Origin of the sequence: Nonomuraea sp. NPDC049646, assembly GCF_044465525.1 — a bacterium.
Lineage (GTDB): Bacteria > Actinomycetota > Actinomycetes > Streptosporangiales > Streptosporangiaceae > Nonomuraea.
In genome coordinates this window covers 388,672-404,625 of sequence record NZ_JBITLU010000008.1, presented here as the reverse complement: position 1 = coordinate 404,625, position 15,954 = coordinate 388,672, and the positions used below count along the sequence as shown (strand labels likewise).

The following is a 15,954-nucleotide window of genomic DNA, read 5'->3' as shown; positions in this document are numbered from 1 at the left end:
TGTCTCCGTCTCCTACGACACCCGGCCCCTACCTCCTCATCGCCTCAGCAGTGCCTTCTGTTACCTGTAACGATCCATTCCCGGCCGCCGATGGCGACATGTGACGCCCGGCTCTCCCCGAGTCGCGATCGTGATCGTGACCTACAACAGCGCGCCGGTCCTCGGCGGTTGCCTGGCCTCCCTGCCCGAGGGCGCGAAGGGGGTCCGGCTCACCGACGTCGTCGTGGCCGACAACGCCTCCAAGGACGACTCGCTCGCCATCGCCGAACAGGCCGCCGGCCTGCCCGTACGGCCCCTCCAGGTAGGCCGGAACGCCGGGTACGCCGCGGCGATCAACGCCGGGGTCGCCTCGCTCGGCCTGGACGGCCTCGACGCGGTGCTCGTCCTGAACCCGGACTGCCGCCTGCGCCCCGGCGCGCTGGCCGTGCTGGCCGCGGCACTCGACCGGCCCGGCACCGGCATCGCGGTCCCCCGGCTGGTCAGCACCGAGGGGGTGCTCCACCACTCGCTGCGCCGCACGCCCGCGGTACGCCGCGCGCTGGCCGAGTCGCTGGTCGGCGGCCGATTGGCGGGCCGGATCGGCACGCTGGGCGAGATGGTCGTCGATCCGGCCCGCTACGAGCGTCCCGGGCCGGCCGACTGGGCCACCGGCGCCGCCATGCTCGTCTCGGCCACGGCGCTGGCCCGGCTCGGCCCCTGGGACGAGTCCTTCCTGCTCTACAGCGAGGAGACCGAGTACGCCCTGCGCGCCGCGGACGCCGGCTGGACCCTCTGGTACGAGCCGGCCGCGGTGGTCGAGCACATCGGCGGCGAGGCCAAGACCAGCCCGATGCTGGCCGCGCTGCTCACCGTCAACCGCGTCCGGCTGTTCCGGCGGCGGCGGGGCCGGGTCGCGACCGCGGGCTTCTACCTGGCGGTGCTGCTCGGCGAGGTGATGCGGGCGGCGGCCGGGCGGCGTACGGCCAGGGCCTCGGTCGTGGCGCTGCTCAGGCCGTCCCGCCGGTTGCGGGCCCTGCCGGGCTGAGCCGCGGGCCCTTCCACCGCAGCCGCGGGCCCGTCCGCGGGACGCCGGCCCTTCCACAGGAGAGGAACACGATGAGAGTCGAGCGACTGGGGCTCGAAGGCGCGCTGCTGTTCGTGCCGACGCCGAGCCACGACGACCGCGGCCTGTTCACCAGGACCTTCGACGCCGTGATCGCGGCCGAGCACGGGCTGGACCACACGGCGTTCGTCCAGGACAGCCAGTCGCGCTCGCGGCTCGGCACGGTCAGGGGCATGCACGGCCGGTCGGGGCGCGGCGAGGCCAAGCTGGTGCGCGCCGCCCGGGGCGCGGTGCTGGACGTCCTGGTGGACGCGCGGCCGGGGTCGCCGACGTTCGGCTCGCACGTCGCCGTCCGGCTCGACGACGTGACCTTCGCCAACCTGTACGTGCCGCCGGGCGTCCTGCACGGCTACCAGGCGCTGACCGAGCAGGCCGACGTCTGCTACCGCATCGACAGGGAGCACGACCCGGCCGAGGACCTGGCGGTCCGCTACGACGACCCCGACCTCGCGCTGCCGTGGCCGTTGCCGGTGACCGCGATCAGCGAGCGCGACAGGTCGGCGGGCTCGTGGAAGGAGCTCAGGGCCGTCCTGGCCGCCTGATCGCGGCGTTCGAACCGCATCAGCGCCCCGGCCGCGCCGACGAGCAGGAACAGCACGCTGGTGATGCCGGGGAAGGACAGCAGGTCGAAGGTGGCCGCGCCGAGCAGCGGGATCACCAGGCAGGCGGCGATGGTCAGGCCGAGGTTGCGCACGTTCGGGTCGGTGCTCATCCGGCGCACCCGCAGGGCGACGACGATCCCGCACACGATCACGCCGACGAACCCGAGCACGCCGACCACCCCGGTCTCCACCAGGGACAGCAGGTACTGGTTGTCGAACACCTGGTGCTTGAAGGGGTACCAGGTGCCCAGGCCGCGGCCGAAGACCGGGCTCTTGGCGAACTCCCGCATCGCGAAGGGGTAGTCGTGGGTGCGGTAGATGACGCTGCTGTCCTCGCCCGCGCCGGCGAACAGGTTGTAGAACGTGCCGATCAGGCCCGGCGCCAGGACCTTCATGAAGCCCAGGAACACCACGAACGCGCCGATGGTGACGATCCGCCGCCGGTTGGACCAGCCGAGCAGCAGGATCAGCCCGGCCCCGGCCAGGCCGAGCACGGCCGTCCTGGAGACCGAGAACATCAGGCCGGCCGCGATGACGGCCGCGCAGACCCACCAGCGGCCCGCGGCCTGGCCCCGGCTGCGCGCCTGGAAGCCGAGGTGGGCGGCCAGCGGCAGCAGCATCGCCGACAGCGCGCCGAACTCGATCGGGTGGCCGAGCGTGCCGGCGACCCTGCGCAGGTCGGACCGGGAGATCACGGTCGGCACCTCCTCGACCGAGGAGTGGCGCAGGCCGGGGACGCGCATGTACTCGGTCAGGTCGAAGTCCAGCCGGAACTGCAGCAACGCGACGATCGCGGCGAACGTGCCGCCGATGACGACCGCCTTGAGCACGAAGTCGAGGCGCTCGCGGCTGCCGATCCCGTCGCACATGACCAGCAGCAGGCTCGCGTACCCCAGGTAGAGCACCAGCGTGTGGTCGGCGAGGTTGAGCTCGTCGGAGGGCAGGTAGCGGTAGGTCGTGTAGCCGTAGACGGCCAGCAGGAGCATGCCGTAGACGAAGATCGAGGTGCGGACGGGGTTGCCGCCCTTGGCGACGCCGGTCGTGCCGACCATCTGGGCGCACACCCACACCACGCCCATGAACAGGGCCATGATCTCGGCGGGGGTGAGCGAGAGCGGCAGCCCGGCGACCGCCAGGCGGGCCGGCAGGATCAGCAGGAACAGCACGAACAGGCAGGCCAGGGTGGCGCCGTCGGCGCGCCGCGGCAGGACGGTCGCGGTCATCCTTCGTGTCCCGCCGGCGTCCTGGCGCCGTTGGCGAGCGCGGGCTCGAACCGCACGGGACCGCTCCCGGACCGGCGGCGCGCCCGGCGGTGCCGGGCGAGGCTCTCGACGGCGAAGGCGGCGAACAGGCTCATGAAGAACGCCAGCGCGCCGGTGATGACGGCGCTGCGCATGCGGCTGCCCTTCTTCTCGTCGGGCGCGGTCGGCGGCACCACGACGGTGGCGGTCACGTACGTGCTGGGCGGCGCCTTGACCTGCTGCTGGCGGGCCCGGAGCTCCTTCTGGGCCAGGGCGGTGACCTTCACGACGATGCCGTGGGCCAGCTCGGCGGTCGGCGCCTCACAGATGATCACGATGAACGGCGTCGCGGGCATCAGCTCGGGGTTGGTGCCGCCGCTGGTGATCTTGAGGGTGACGTCGCCGCCGATGGGCGCGCCGAGCTCGGCGGCCGTCCGGGGCGTGTTGAGCGCCTGGATGAGGATCGAGGAGGTCATGCTGAGCCCCTGGTCGAAGGAGACCAGGGGGTTGGTGCGCGGGTTGGGGAACTTGGGGTCGCTCGGCACGCTGCCGCCGGTCACCGGCAGGGTCAGCACGAGCGCCGAGGTGGAGATGAAGGTCTTGGGCGCGACGGCGAAGACGCCGAGGGCCGTGACGACCGTGAGCAGGAACGCGGGGACCGTCACGTACCAGCGCTTGAACAGGATCTTCGCCGTCGCCCAGAAGTCCATGGCGGGCCCTCACTCCTCGCCGTCGTCCTGGTTCGCCTTCCTCGGCCCCGGGACGGGCGACAGCGGGCCGGCCCGGTAGGCGGGGAACTCCATGGTGGCCGAGCTGTCCTCGTCGAGGACCGGGAGCTCGGCGGGCTCGCCCGCCTGGGCCTCGACCGGCTCGGGCGCCGCAACCGGGACGGGAACCGGAACGGGGGCGGCGATCGGGGGCGCGGGCGGGGCGGCGGGTTCGGGCTGCCGGCGCTGCCGGGGCTCGCGCCGGACCACCACGCCGTAGGCGATGCCGAGGCCCAGGAACAGGGTGAGCAGCGCGCCGCCGATCGCCCCCTGCCAGTTCACGCTGTGGTCGGCCTCGGGCTTGGACGGCGGCACGATGTCGGTGGAGGTGATGAAGGTGTTCGGCGGCGCGCCGAGCGTCTTCTGCCATTTGTACAGCTCGGTCGCCACGCGCTCGCGGGCCGCCATGAGCACGGTCGTGGCCTGCCGGGGGGACTCGCTGTCCACCCTGATGTAGATGTAGGGCCCGTTGATGTCCAGGACGTTGGGGTTGGTGCGCCCGTCATCGATGGTGATCTCGGTCGGGCCGTCCTTGGGGGCGCCGAGCTCGGTCCAGACGTCCTGGGTGTTCATCGCGAGGATGACGATGCTGGCCCCGGTCTTGAGCGCGTCGTTGAAGGACAGGAAGGGGTTGGTCAGCCCTTGCTTGGTCTTGTCGCTGTTGACCGTACCGCCGTTCACCGGGGTGGCGAGGACGAGGGAGACGTCGGTCGTGTAGTGGGCCGGGAGGACGAGGTACACGACACCGCCCACCAGGATCGACAGGAGGATCAGCGGCGGGCCTATCAGAATTCGTCGGAGAAGACCAAGGATCGCCTTCCAGAACTCCATTTTGGTACGTTCCCCCGCATCAGCGAACTTGCCCTATAGCGGACCATCGCCCAATCACTGGCAGACGTTACATCCCCCCAGATCGGTTACATCGGACGTGATCGCCGCGATAGACCTACGACTACGGCGACGGGGGCTTTCGGTGGGGCTGACAACTGAGCGTCCGGCGACGCGGAGCAGGCTCGCCGGGCTCGACGGGTTACGGGGGCTGGCCGCGCTGTTCGTGGTCCTGCACCACTGCTGGCTGCTGTCGTTCCCCGGGTTCCCGGTCAACGACGCGCCCTGGTGGACGGGGTGGCTGCTCTACGGGCACTTCGCGGTCGTGGTGTTCATCGTGCTGTCCGGGTTCTCGCTCGCGGTCTCGCCCGCCCGGTCCGGCTGGCGGCTCGGCGGCATCCCGACGTTCTTCAACCGGCGGGCCTGGCGCATCCTGCCGCCGTACTGGGCGGCGCTGGCGTTCAGCCTGGTGATCGCGTGGACTGTCATCCCGCAGCCGGGGCAGCAGGTCCCCACCGGGCAGTCGGTGCTCATCTACGGCCTGCTGCTCCAGGACGTCTTCGGCTCCCCCAGCCCCAACGGCGCCATGTGGTCGATCGCCGTCGAGGCGCAGCTCTACCTGGTGTTCCCGCTGATGATCCTGGTGCTGCGCCGGTGGGGCGCGGCGGTGATGCTGGGCGCGGTGACGCTGGTCGTGGTGGCCGTGGGGGCGCTGGCGCCGTACGTGCCGGCCGTGGAGCTGCTGATGCGGCTGACCCCGCAGTTCGCCGCGCTGTTCGCCGTGGGCGCGGTGTGCGCCGGGGTGGTGCGGGCCTCGGAACGTTCCGGGGGGCCGCCCTGGCACTGGCTGGCCGCGGCGGCCGCGCTGCCGGTGCTCGCGCTGGTCGTGGTGGCCGGTCCCGAGTGGGTGGTCGGGCACTTCTTCTGGGTGGACCTCGCGGTCGGGCCCGCCGCCGGCCTGCTGCTGGCCGGCGTGGCGACGGGCCGGCCGTCCTGGCTCGTCCGGCTGCTGGACACCCGTCCGGTACGGCGGCTCGGCTCGTTCTCCTACAGCCTCTACCTGATCCACGCGCCGCTGGTCGTCATGGTCAACCGGCTGGTCGTCGCCCCGCGCGTGCCGCCGGGGATGCCCGCCTTCCTCCTCACGCTCGCCCTGGCCGTGCCTGCGAGCGTGGGAGTGGCGTGGTTGTTCGCGTCCGTCTTCGAGCTGCCCTTCCAGCGGCACAGAGGCTGGCGGAGCCTGCGCGAGGCCGCGCGGGCGCGGTTCAGGTGACCCGGATCAGGTGATCTTCGCCAGCGCCTCGGCCTCGTAGGCCGCCGCGAGTTCCTCGGGGATGCGCGACAGGTCGTCGGCCCGGTGGAAGTCGCGCAGGGTGGTGCCGCGGCAGGCGGCGTCCACGTTGGGGGCGGCGGCGCGCGAGCGGACGTCGTCGATGTGGACGGTGCGGAAGTCGATGCTGAAGCGGGTCCTGCCGGAGGTGTTGGCGACGGTGGAGTGCAGGTGCGCGCCGGAGAACAGCATCATGCCGCCCGGCTCGGGGACGAGCCGCAGCTCGGGGTCGAGGTCGAGCGCCTCCTCCGGCTTGGGCTGCTCCCTGGTGTCGCTGTGGACGTGCTGCGCGGCGGTGGGCCGGCTCACCGCGGTCCATTCCGCGTAGTCGTAGCGCCCGCTGCCGTTGCGCACGGGACGGTCGAAGTACTGCGGGTGCAGGGCGAAGACGTTCTCCGGGACCACCTCGTAGATGGGCATCCACCAGTTGACCTGGCAGAACGGCGCGGAGTACCAGCAGTCCCTGTGCGCGTGGTAGGCGTAGGAGATGCCCGAGTCGAGGTAGTGGTCGGCGGTCGAGGTGCGCAGCCGCGGCACGTCGAAGTAGGTCTGGTCCAGCGCCATGCCGAGCTCCGCCAGCAGGGCGCCGATCAGCTTCTTGCTGGTGGGATGATGGATGAAGCGGGGCTTGAGCTCGGCGAGCAGCGCGGCGAAGTCCTCCACCGGCATCTCGTACTGGGCGGTCTGCGGGTCGCGTGCTCCGAACGCCTCCTCGATCAGCTCGCGGGCGAACTCGATCAGCTTGGTCGAGGCGGGGGTGGCGGAGTAGAGGAACACGTCCCCTTTGAAGATCATTTGGCGCCGAACATCATCCCGAATTCGGCTATTGGTTAATATAACGGACATAGCGAGATTTACCCCCTCGCGTCGTTCTTTTCCTTTCTCTCGCCGGTGCCCGCTTCTTCGTTACAGGGACTTACAGCGGCAATTGTGTCTCGGTGTCCGGACGGGCGACATAGGTCGAGTAGTCGGGGTGGTCGAACCGGTGCAGCGCCTGGATGTTGTCGTTCCAGGGGGCGGGGACCGGGCGCTTGTGCCGCAGGCCGTGGATCGGGGCCAGCTTCATCGCCTTGTTGTCCTCGTTGAACTCCCGGATCGCGCTCAGCTCGCCGACGTAGTCGTTGTGGATGACCTGGTCGTCGTCGCCGACGGTGTCGTCCAGGTAGACGAACACGCGGGGCAGGAAGTAGCGGTGGTCGCCGGCGAACAGCCGCAGCGCCGCCGCCGTCGAGGAGTAGAAGTCCACGTCGATGGAGACGAAGCCGATGGGCGCGGGGCGCTCGCCGTCCAGGAACTCCCCGACGGTGTCCTCGATGTTGCCCAGGATCAGCTGCGCCGCTCCCAGGCGGGCGCGCAGGGCCTCGACGTCCATGACGAAGTCGCCCTCGCGCCAGATGTAGGGCAGGTCGCGGTAGTCGGTGGGCTTGGGCAGGCCGGCGCCGGTGTCGAAGCCGTACACGTCGATCTTGACGCCGGTCGCGGCCGTCGCCAGCGCCGCCATGCGGTTGAGCTCGACCATGCCCGCGCCGCCGGCGACGCCGAACTCGACCACGCTGATCCGGCCGACGCCGAGCCGCCTGGCCAGCTCGGCCGCCTGCTGGACGCCGTACGCGTAGTGCGGGCGCGGATAGAGGTCGAGCGCGCAGCGCAGCTCGTGGGAGCCGAACGGCAGGCGCCGCATGACGGCCAGCAGGATGCGGCCCGGCTGCATGAGCAGCCGCACGATGCGAATCAGCACGAGGGTTTCACCCTTTCGAGGAGACGAGTCGGGCGGCCAACCCGGCGATCTTGCGGCTGCGGTGCGTCAGCATCTGCTGCTGGCGCCGCCAGTACGTGCGCAGCAGCACGGCCCGCGCGCGGGCGCGTTGCTCCGCCGACAGTTCCGTGCCGCCGAGGGCCCGGTGCATGGCCCGGAACTGCAGCGTGGTGGCGAAATGAGCGGTCCAGGCCGGCACGCCGAGCGCCGCGGCGATCCCGGACAGGCGGCGTTCGCGCAGGTTGCGATGGGCCAGCACCCGCGGGACGTGCCCCCAGGGCGCGGTCAGCGCGAGCATGGTGGCGTAGACCTCGTCCTCGCGGATCATCAGCGGTCTGGGCACGGCGGCCACCCGCTCGCGCCGCATCAGCCCGTAGAGGGGGTCGAGGCCGTGGTGCTGGGTGGTGACCACGTCCCACAGCTCGTCGAGGCGGTCGACCGGGTCGTCGGAGAGCATCCGGGTGCCGCGGTAGCGCGGCTCGTGGACGGTCCCGTCCGCGCCGGTGTACCGGACGTCGGAGGTGACCAGGATGAGCCGCTCGTCGGCCAGGAACGGCTCCAGCGTGCGCGAGACGTAGTCGGGTTCGAGCAGGTCGTCGTCGCCCATCCAGCGGAAGAACTCGCCGCGCGCGCGGCGCAGCACCTCCACGAAGTTCCCGACGACGTGCAGGTCGTGGGGCTGGCGGTGGTAGGCGATGCGGCCGTCCTGGCGGGCCAGCTCGCGGCAGAGCTCCTGCGTGCCGTCGGTGGAGGCGTTGTCCGAGATCACGACCTCCAGCTCGGCGTGATCCTGGGCGAGCGCGGAGCGCACGGCCGTCTCCAGCCGGTCCGCGCCGTTGCGGACCGGGATTCCGATGGACACCAGCATCGTCTCTCCTCGGGGTCAGCGCGCGCGGGCGGGCAGCAGCCGCACCAGACGGGCGCTCACTAGGTGGAACTGGTCGCGGGTCACCACGACCAGCACGTACGCCAGCAGCCCGCCGCCGCCGGCCAGGGCGAGCTGGACGAACGGGCTGCCGTGGGTCAGGCTCGCCAGGCCGAGCATGACGGCGGCGCAGACCACCGCCCCGACCGCCGGCCGTACGAGACCCGGCAGCACCGGCCCGAGCCGGACCCCGGCCCGCTGCACGGCGATCATCGCGAGCGGCAGCGCGACCAGCACGGCGGCGGCGGCCTGGCCGATCGCGGCGCCGCGGATGCCGTCGAGGTGCGTGCCGGCGATGACCGCCGGGATCATCGCCGCGGCGTGGCCGAGGTTCATCCAGACGGTCGAGCGGGTGGCGCCTTGGCCGTTCAGGATGTCGAGCGCGAAGGCGGTGAGCATGCGCACCACCATCAGGACCGCCAGGAAGCGCAGCACCCCGGCGGACTGCTCCCACTCCGGACCGTAGATGAAGATGATCATCGAGTGCGCCAGCACCGCCATGAACACCGCCAGCGGCAGCACCATGGCGACGAGCAGCGGCACGCTGCGCTGGACGCCGATCGACAACGACTCCTCGTCGCGCTCGGCCAGCCGGGAGAAGCCGGCGATCGACACCATGCGGATGGCGCTGCCGATGATGCCCGGCACCCAGCTCGACACGTTGAACGCCATCAGGTAGAAGCCCAGCCACGCATCGCCCATGATGTTGCCGACGATGATGTAGCCCACGTTGAGCAGCAGGACCTCCAGGGCGATCCCGGCCGCCGAGGGGATCCCGAACCTCAGCAGCCGGCCCGCGATCTGCCGGTCGAAGCCGAACCGGTAGGGCAGCCGGGCGTAGATCAGCATGAAGACGCCGGTGACCACGGCCCCGGCGAGCTGCCCCCAGGCGAAGCTGTAGGCGCCGGCGCCGTTGACCGCGAGCACGATGGCCACCGGCGCGTTGACCAGGAAGCCCGCGAGCACCGCCTTGGCGTTCTTGCCCGTGCGGAACCAGCGCAGCAGGGCCGCGCTGCGCACCGCCGTGACCGCCTCGACCAGGATGACCGCGGTGAGGATGCGCACCACGGAGGTGGCCTCCGCGCTGCCGGCCAGCGCCGAGAAGTACGGCGCCCCGACCCAGAAGATCCCGTACAGGCCGAGCGCGGAGATCATCGTGAGCGTCGTGGCCGTGGGCGCGATGTCCTCCAGCCGGCCGCGCCACTGCACGACGGCCGACATGACGCCGACGTCCTTGACCACCATGACGAACTGGGTGGCCGCGAGCGCGACGGCGTACGTGCCGAAGTCCGCGGGTGCGAGGAGCCGGGCCAGGATCAGCCCGAGGATGAACGAGCCCGCACGGGTGACCAGCGTGCCGAGCAGGCTCCACACCGCCCCTCGACCCGCTTTGCGCCCAATGTCACTGATGTCCGGGCTCGCCTGATCAACCATGCTGTGCCCTACTTTTGCTCGTTGACCCGCTCCAGCCAGATCTCCCGCCAGAACGGGATGAACGCGCGGGGGCAGTTGGACTTGTACACACCGTCGCAGATGATTCCGTCCAAGGCGATGCACGGATTTTTCATCTCAAGCAGCTTTCCGGTCTTCTCGTCGATGCAGCGCTCGACCCGCGCGGTGACCCGGGCGACCTTGCCGCACGACCGGGCCATGTCCTCCTCGAAGCCCAGCCCCCGGTTGAACCCCTTGGTGGTGAGCGTGGCGACGATCTCGTCCTTGGACTTGACGCGGACCAGCTCGCCCGGCTGGAGGTCGGTCGTCCCGGTCGGGGCCGGGCCGGTGTGCGGGCCGGGCTGCACGAACCCCCAGTCCAGGCCGCCCCTGAAGCGCAGCGCCCGGGGGAACTTCCTGGACAGCCGCTGGTAGCGGTTGAACAGGCCGAAGAACAGCGTCCGGACGGTCGAGGCGATCCCGGCGTTGCCCACCCGGACGTCCGTGACGTACTGGCCCAGGTCGCGGAACGGGAGCAGCTCGGGGGCGGCCCGCAGCAGCTCGGTCGCCTGGCAGCGGAACCGTTCCTCGCCGTCCGGCGCGGGCTCCTTGCGGGTGTTGACCTCCAGCAGCGGCAGCAGCGGCCGCTCGGGACGGACCTGCCCCTCGGCCGTCGGCGGCCCGTCGACCTTCCGCAGCCAGGACGTCTTCCAGTAGAGCAGGCAGGCCGTCTGGCAGCCGCCGTGGGCCGTGCCGTCGCAGCGGGAGCCGGTCAGGTGGACGGCGTCCTCCATCTTCCGCATCCCGGTCCTGGTCATCGTGTCGCAGAGCTTGTTGGCCACCTTGTGGACGGTGAGCCGTTGCCCGCAGAACCGCAGCATCTCCGGCATGAACGGAAGGCTGTCCAGCTCTCCGCGCTCATCGAGGGTCGCCAGGATCTCTTCAGCACTGAGAACCTCGACCACGTCGCCGACTTTCAGCGCCAGGCTCAATCCACCCACTCCTTCAGCAGGCCCGCGTTCTGCAGGGCGTTCGCCGCGTCCGCCAATGCCTGGAACGGCAGGTTCGACCGTTCCGCGATGTCGAGCAGGCTGTGCCGCCCGTCGGAAAGGTTGAGCACCCACAACATCGCCATCTGGGCCTGTTTCGTGTCACTGCGGCCGCCCAGCGAGCCGTACAGGCCGCGCGCCCCGAGCTGGGGCTCGCCGTACGGGCTGAGGTTCTGGTAGCGGCGGTTGCCCTCCAGGACCCGTACGGCGCCCCACAGCGTCTCCAGGGTGTCCTCCATGGCCTCGGGCCGCACGAAGTCCGGATCGTCGGCCGAGGTGTGGTACTCCGGGTAACTCCCGTAGGGCGTCCTGGTCAGCGAGCCCACGGGCAGGTCGAACCCCGGCGAGCAGTACTGCCGCTCGTCGTAGCCGTAGGGCGAGAAGTCCAGGAGGGTGTGCGGCCGGTCCTTGAGCACGTGCGCGAAGACCTGGTCGATCTCGGCGTCGCCGCGCCTGCTGCGCTTGTAGGTGACCGTCCCGGCGTCCCCGGCGCAGGCCAGGGTGAGGCCGTGCCTGATCCGGTCCACGCGCTCGCGGTTGAGCGCCAGCCAGGTGATCGCGCCGATGGTGCCGGGGGCGAACACGAACCGGTAGGTGTACCAGGGGTCGGCCAGCTCCCTGACCAGCGCCGCCAGCGCCACCGCCACCGCCACCCCGGCCAGGTTGTCGTTGGCCAGCGAGGGATGGCACACGTGGCAGGAGATCAGCACCTCCTCCGAGCTGCGGCCCCGGATCACGTGCTCGCCGTAGGTCAGGTGGCCGTCGGCGAGCGTGGAGTCGATCCTGACCTCGTACGGCCCGTCCGCCAGCCCGTCCAGGGTGTTCTGGCTCAGGCAGAAGCCCCAGGTCTCGGCGTAGTAGCTGGTCCGGTACGGCACCAGGTCCGGCTGGCCGGGCAGCGTGTGCAGGCGCCCGCGCAGCTCCGCCAGCGGCATGGTGGCCTCGACCGGCGCGCTGTAGCCGACGACGTGCAGGTTGCACTTCCGGAAGTCGACGACCCGGTTCCCGGCGGCGTCCTTGACGTAGGCGTCGCGGATGTTCCACTCGCGGGGGATCGTCCAGTCGAGCACCTGCGTGCCCGTCGGCACCTCGGTGATCTCCAGCGGGGCCGACCCGCTGATGATCTCCAGGGTGCGGCGCAGGCCGTCGCCGGTGATGCTGCGGCACAGCGGGTAGAGCCGCCGTACCAGGTCGTGCATCTCCGGGCCGGTCATGGCCGCAGGGTGGCGTCGACGGTGCCGGCCTCGCGCCGGTCGGCGAGCCGGGCCAGCCTGGTGAAGCGGCGGTCGAAGTCGTGCCTGGTCAGGCCGTGCTCGCGGTAGGCGTCGATGAGCTCGACGGCGCCCGCCTTGACCGTCCAGCGGGCCTCGTAACCCAGGGCGGACCTGATCCGGGAGAAGTCGACGCGGTAGGAGCGCGGGTCGGCGCCCGTCTCGCCGGTGATCGTCAGCGTCGAGCCGGGGACGGCCGCGACCACCTCGGACGCGATCTCGGCCACGGTCACGTTGTTGACCTCGGTGCCCACGTTGAAGGCCGTGGCGTGCACGGCTTCGCGCGGCGCGGTCAGGGCGGCGGCGAACGCGTCGGCGATGTCCCTGGCGTGCACCAGCGGACGCCACGGGGTGCCGTCGGACAACACCCGGACCTCGCCGGTCAGGTGCGCGTGGCCCACCAGGTTGTTCAGCACGATGTCGGCGCGCAGCCGCGGCGAGAACCCGAAGGCGGTGGCGTTGCGCAGGAACACCGGGGTGAAGTCGTCGTCGGCCAGCGCGGTCAGGTCGTCCTCGACCCGCACCTTCGACTCGGCGTACGGCGTGACCGGGCGCAGCGGGGCCTCCTCGTCCAGCAGGTCCGCGCCGCCGGAGGCGCCGTAGACCGAGCAGGTGGAGGCGTACAGGAAGCGGCGCACGCCCGCGTCCCTGGCCAGCCTGGCCAGCCGTACGGAGGCGTGGTGGTTGATGTCGTAGGTCAGGTCGGGCGCGAGCGCGCCGAGCGGGTCGTTGGACAGGGCGGCCAGGTGGATCACCGCGTCGAACCCGGCGACGTGCTCGGGCCCGGCGTCGCGCAGGTCCACTGCGTGCGCCTCGACCGGCTCGGGCTCTGGCCCGAGCACGCAGTCGGCGAACAGGCCGGAGTCCAGGCCGACGACCTGGTGCCCGGCCTCGGCCAGGACGGGGGCCATCACGCTGCCCAGGTAGCCCTGGTGGCCGGTGAGAAGTACCCGCATCAGTTCTCCAGATCGACGGTCAGCTTGGACACGTGGAACGCCTCGGCGTACCGCGCGTGGCATTCGATGCCCCGGATGCGGGCCAGGCCCAGGAACGCCTCGCGGTCGTACCACGGGCGGTGCCGCTGGGAGGCGTAGTGGCGCTGGAGCAGGTCCGCCTTGCGCCCGGCCACCTCCGGGGCGAGCGGCTGGTAGACGGCGGGGGCGGCCAGGTCGCCGTCCCATTTGACGATCTCGTAGCCGAGCGTCAGGTGGTCGCGGAAGGCGGTGGGCACCAGCTCGGCCAGCCCCCGGTGGTCCTGGTGGGCGTCGCCGCGCCAGGGCGCCAGGATCAGATCGGGCTCGGTGCGGGCCCGCAGCTCCTCGACCGCGGCCTTGGCCTCCTCCCAGCGGGCCGGCAGGTAGCCGTCGGGCAGCTTGAGCACGCTCACCCGCAGGTCCGCGCCGGGGCAGAAGTCGGCCAGCGCGGCCCGTTCCTCCTCCTCCCGCTCGGTCCCGCCGCCGGACAGCACCAGCGCGTCCACGCGCAGGCCGGGACGGGCAGCGCAGATCGTCAGCAGGCTGCCGCCGGCTCCGATCGCCAGGTCGTCGCAGTGCGCGGCGAGCGCCACGACGGAGGTCACGCCCCCGGGACGCAGTCCGATCACCGGGACCGTTCCCACAGAGCCCACGGGCGCACGCCGCGCGAGTACGCCTCGTCCAGCTCCATGCGCTGGTTGACGGTGTCGGTGGGCCGCCAGTAGCCGCGATGGGGGTAGGCCAGCAGGCGTCCGCGCTTGGCCAGCTCGGCGCAGCCGTCGGCGACCAGGTCGCCGTTCTCCGGGATGTGCTCGAAGATCTCCTGGGTCAGCACGAAGTAGCCGCCGTTGACCCACACCGGCATCTCGCTGACCGGCGAGATGCCGCCGACCAGTCCGTTCTCGCCGACGTCCACGCAGTGGAAGGTCTGGGACGGCGGCACCACCATCATCGAGGCGGCCGCGCCGGACTCGGCGAACCGGTCGATGATCTCGGGCAGCGGCGCGTCGGTGAGCACGTCGGCGTAGTTGGCGAGGAACACCTCGTCGTCGCCCAGATGGCGGCGCACCCGGCGTAACCGCTCCCCGATCGGGGAGTCCGTCCCGGTCTGCACGAACGAGATGGACCAGTCGGAGATGTCGCTCGACAGCAGCTCGACCTTGCCGCCGCGCAGCACGAAGTCGTTGGACGTGGCCTCCTGGTAGCCGAGGAAGAAGTCCTTGATGTGGTGGGCGCCGTACCCCAGGCACAGGATGAACTCCTTGTGTCCGAAGTGGGCGTAGTAGCGCATCACGTGCCAGAGCAGCGGTCGCGGACCGACGAGCGCCATCGGTTTGGGCACCTCGCCCGGCACACCGGTCCGCATCCGGGTGCCGAATCCTCCGCAGAACAGGACAACCTTCACACGACCTCCAGGTGTGGGATCGGGAAGACCAGCCGGCCTCCCCATTCGTGCACATAGGAGAGCTGAGCGGTGAGCTCTTCGCGCAGGTTCCACGGCAGGACCAGCACATAGTCCGGGCGGTCCTGGGCGATGCGCTCCGGCGGAGCGATCGGGATCCTGGTGCCCGGCGTGAACCTGCCGTGTTTGTACGGATTGCGATCCACCGTGTAGGCCAGCAGATCCGGCCGGACGCCACAGTGGTTGAGCAGCGTGTTGCCCTTGCCCGGCGCGCCGTACCCGGCGACCGTCTTGCCCTCCTCGGCGGCGGTGATCAGGAATCGGAGCAGGTCGCGGCGGACGCGGGCGACCCGCTCCGCGAACCCCGCGTAACCGGAGAGGTCGTGCAGCCCGGCGGCCTTCTCCCTGGCGAGCACGTCGAGCACCCGGCCGGACGGGCTGCCCGAGGGCCGCGCCCACAGCCGGATCGACCCGCCGTGGGTGGGCAGCAGCTCGACGTCGACCAGGGTCAGGCCGCCGCTCGCCAGCGCCCGCTGCGCGGAGGCCACCGTGTAGTACTGGAAGTGCTCGTGGTAGATCGTGTCGTACTGGTTCAGCTCCACGAGCGTGAGCAGGTGCTGGACCTCGATCGAGACCCATCCGTCGTCGGCCACCAGGGCGCGCAGCCCCTTGGTGAAGCCGATGACGTCGGGGATGTGCGCGTAGACGTTGTTGGCCACCACCAGGTCGGCGGGACCGTTCCCGTCCCGCACCGACGCGCCCGTCTCCGGGGTCAGGAACGCGGTGAGCGTCGGCACGCCCTTGTCCTTGGCCGCCTGCCCCACGTTGGCCGACGGCTCGATGCCGAGGCACCGGATGCCGCGTGCGACCACGTGCTGCAGGAGGTAGCCGTCGTTGCTGGCCACCTCGACCACGAACGACGGCTTCAACCGTTCCACGGCCGTGTCGACGAACCGCCGCGCGTGCTCCACCCAGGAGGCGGAAAATGACGCGAAGTAGGCGTATTCGGTGAAAGTTTCTTCCGGCGTGATCAACGGCGGGATCTGGGCCAGCCAGCAGCCCGTGCAAACCCGCAGATGAAGGGGATAGGTGAGCTCGGGCTGATCCAGTTGTTCCGCCGTGAGGAAGAGCTCACAGGGCGGTGTCGCCCCGAGATCCACCACGCCGACCAGGTCCGTCGAGCCGCACAACCGGCACGATGTCATCAACAAAGGGCCCCACCCAGAAATGACAAGATTTCCCCCTTTGGAAACCCACAGCCATACTTCGGGTGGGC

16 protein-coding genes are annotated in these 15,954 nt (G+C 71.0%); 3 read left to right on the top strand and 13 right to left on the bottom strand.

Annotation, left to right across the window (positions count from 1 at the left end; translation table 11 throughout):
• Positions 1-100 precede the first annotated feature (100 nt).
• Both ACIBQ8_RS26005 and ACIBQ8_RS26000 read left to right on the top strand, forming a co-directional pair.
• Positions 101-1,024 (top strand): glycosyltransferase family 2 protein, encoded by a 924-nt coding sequence (locus ACIBQ8_RS26005; RefSeq protein ID WP_397193174.1) that lies wholly within the window; start codon positions 101-103, stop codon positions 1,022-1,024.
• 71 nt (positions 1,025-1,095) lie between these two features.
• Positions 1,096-1,644, top strand: a complete 549-nt coding sequence (locus ACIBQ8_RS26000) for a dTDP-4-dehydrorhamnose 3,5-epimerase family protein (RefSeq protein ID WP_397173018.1) — start codon at positions 1,096-1,098, stop codon at positions 1,642-1,644.
• Here the strand turns inward: ACIBQ8_RS26000 and ACIBQ8_RS25995 are convergent.
• From ACIBQ8_RS25995 to ACIBQ8_RS25985, 3 genes are read right to left on the bottom strand one after another with little or no spacing between them, the layout of a single operon-like run.
• Positions 1,533-2,927, bottom strand: a complete 1,395-nt coding sequence (locus ACIBQ8_RS25995; protein ID WP_397173017.1) for an O-antigen ligase family protein — start codon at positions 2,925-2,927, stop codon at positions 1,533-1,535. The genes ACIBQ8_RS26000 and ACIBQ8_RS25995 overlap by 112 nt on opposite strands.
• Positions 2,924-3,655 (bottom strand): hypothetical protein, encoded by a 732-nt coding sequence (locus ACIBQ8_RS25990; protein ID WP_397173015.1) that lies wholly within the window; start codon positions 3,653-3,655, stop codon positions 2,924-2,926. The genes ACIBQ8_RS25995 and ACIBQ8_RS25990 overlap by 4 nt, the downstream gene beginning before the upstream one ends.
• Before the next feature lie 9 nt (positions 3,656-3,664).
• Positions 3,665-4,543, bottom strand: a complete 879-nt coding sequence (locus ACIBQ8_RS25985) for a hypothetical protein (RefSeq protein ID WP_397173013.1) — start codon at positions 4,541-4,543, stop codon at positions 3,665-3,667.
• A 142-nt stretch (positions 4,544-4,685) separates the two neighbouring features.
• Here ACIBQ8_RS25985 and ACIBQ8_RS25980 point away from each other — a divergent pair, with 142 nt between their 5' ends.
• On the top strand, positions 4,686-5,813 hold the full coding sequence (locus ACIBQ8_RS25980; RefSeq protein WP_397193173.1) for an acyltransferase family protein: 1,128 nt from the start codon (positions 4,686-4,688) through the stop codon (positions 5,811-5,813).
• 6 nt (positions 5,814-5,819) lie between these two features.
• Here ACIBQ8_RS25980 and ACIBQ8_RS25975 read toward each other — a convergent pair whose 3' ends face one another.
• The 10 genes from ACIBQ8_RS25975 to ACIBQ8_RS25930 all read right to left on the bottom strand — a co-directional run bounded on the left by ACIBQ8_RS25975 (position 5,820) and on the right by ACIBQ8_RS25930 (position 15,883).
• Positions 5,820-6,665 (bottom strand): hypothetical protein, encoded by an 846-nt coding sequence (locus tag ACIBQ8_RS25975; protein WP_397173009.1) that lies wholly within the window; start codon positions 6,663-6,665, stop codon positions 5,820-5,822.
• A gap of 121 nt (positions 6,666-6,786) precedes the next feature.
• Positions 6,787-7,608 (bottom strand): hypothetical protein, encoded by an 822-nt coding sequence (locus ACIBQ8_RS25970; RefSeq protein ID WP_397173008.1) that lies wholly within the window; start codon positions 7,606-7,608, stop codon positions 6,787-6,789.
• 7 nt (positions 7,609-7,615) lie between these two features.
• Positions 7,616-8,494: a glycosyltransferase family 2 protein gene (locus ACIBQ8_RS25965; RefSeq protein WP_357994053.1), complete on the bottom strand. Its 879-nt coding sequence runs from the start codon at positions 8,492-8,494 to the stop codon at positions 7,616-7,618.
• Between the two features lie 15 nt (positions 8,495-8,509).
• A complete protein-coding gene (locus tag ACIBQ8_RS25960; protein ID WP_397173006.1) occupies positions 8,510-9,925 on the bottom strand; it encodes an oligosaccharide flippase family protein in 1,416 nt (471 codons plus the stop codon).
• 68 nt (positions 9,926-9,993) lie between these two features.
• The gene (locus tag ACIBQ8_RS25955) at positions 9,994-10,983 is read right to left on the bottom strand and encodes a hypothetical protein (RefSeq protein WP_397193172.1); all 990 of its coding nucleotides are present in this window, start codon (positions 10,981-10,983) and stop codon (positions 9,994-9,996) included.
• Complete coding sequence (locus ACIBQ8_RS25950) at positions 10,971-12,245, bottom strand: DUF4910 domain-containing protein (RefSeq protein ID WP_397193171.1); 1,275 nt, start codon at positions 12,243-12,245, stop codon at positions 10,971-10,973. The genes ACIBQ8_RS25955 and ACIBQ8_RS25950 overlap by 13 nt, the downstream gene beginning before the upstream one ends.
• Positions 12,242-13,258 (bottom strand): NAD-dependent epimerase/dehydratase family protein, encoded by a 1,017-nt coding sequence (locus ACIBQ8_RS25945; protein WP_397193170.1) that lies wholly within the window; start codon positions 13,256-13,258, stop codon positions 12,242-12,244. Before ACIBQ8_RS25945 ends, ACIBQ8_RS25950 begins: the two co-directional genes overlap by 4 nt.
• Complete coding sequence (locus ACIBQ8_RS25940; protein WP_397193169.1) at positions 13,258-13,905, bottom strand: PIG-L deacetylase family protein; 648 nt, start codon at positions 13,903-13,905, stop codon at positions 13,258-13,260. Before ACIBQ8_RS25940 ends, ACIBQ8_RS25945 begins: the two co-directional genes overlap by 1 nt.
• A complete protein-coding gene (locus ACIBQ8_RS25935) occupies positions 13,902-14,681 on the bottom strand; it encodes a sugar phosphate nucleotidyltransferase (protein WP_397172996.1) in 780 nt (259 codons plus the stop codon). The genes ACIBQ8_RS25940 and ACIBQ8_RS25935 overlap by 4 nt, the downstream gene beginning before the upstream one ends.
• Positions 14,678-15,883, bottom strand: coding sequence for a class I SAM-dependent methyltransferase (locus tag ACIBQ8_RS25930; protein WP_397173533.1), 1,206 nt, complete (start codon positions 15,881-15,883; stop codon positions 14,678-14,680). Before ACIBQ8_RS25930 ends, ACIBQ8_RS25935 begins: the two co-directional genes overlap by 4 nt.
• Positions 15,884-15,954 lie beyond the last annotated feature (71 nt).

Excerpts from the sequence above, each read along its gene's own strand:
- ACIBQ8_RS25945 (WP_397193170.1), bottom strand. The coding sequence starts at position 13,258 with ATGCGGGTACTTCTCACCGGCCACCAGGGCTACCTGGGCAGCGTGATG.
- ACIBQ8_RS26000 (WP_397173018.1), top strand. The coding sequence starts at position 1,096 with ATGAGAGTCGAGCGACTGGGGCTCGAAGGCGCGCTGCTGTTCGTGCCG.
- ACIBQ8_RS25975 (WP_397173009.1), bottom strand. The coding sequence starts at position 6,665 with ATGATCTTCAAAGGGGACGTGTTCCTCTACTCCGCCACCCCCGCCTCG.
- ACIBQ8_RS25965 (WP_357994053.1), bottom strand. The coding sequence starts at position 8,494 with ATGCTGGTGTCCATCGGAATCCCGGTCCGCAACGGCGCGGACCGGCTG.
- ACIBQ8_RS25990 (WP_397173015.1), bottom strand. The coding sequence starts at position 3,655 with ATGGACTTCTGGGCGACGGCGAAGATCCTGTTCAAGCGCTGGTACGTG.
- ACIBQ8_RS25950 (WP_397193171.1), bottom strand. The coding sequence starts at position 12,245 with ATGACCGGCCCGGAGATGCACGACCTGGTACGGCGGCTCTACCCGCTG.
- ACIBQ8_RS25995 (WP_397173017.1), bottom strand. The coding sequence starts at position 2,927 with ATGACCGCGACCGTCCTGCCGCGGCGCGCCGACGGCGCCACCCTGGCC.
- ACIBQ8_RS25930 (WP_397173533.1), bottom strand. The coding sequence starts at position 15,883 with ATGACATCGTGCCGGTTGTGCGGCTCGACGGACCTGGTCGGCGTGGTG.
- ACIBQ8_RS25985 (WP_397173013.1), bottom strand. The coding sequence starts at position 4,543 with ATGGAGTTCTGGAAGGCGATCCTTGGTCTTCTCCGACGAATTCTGATA.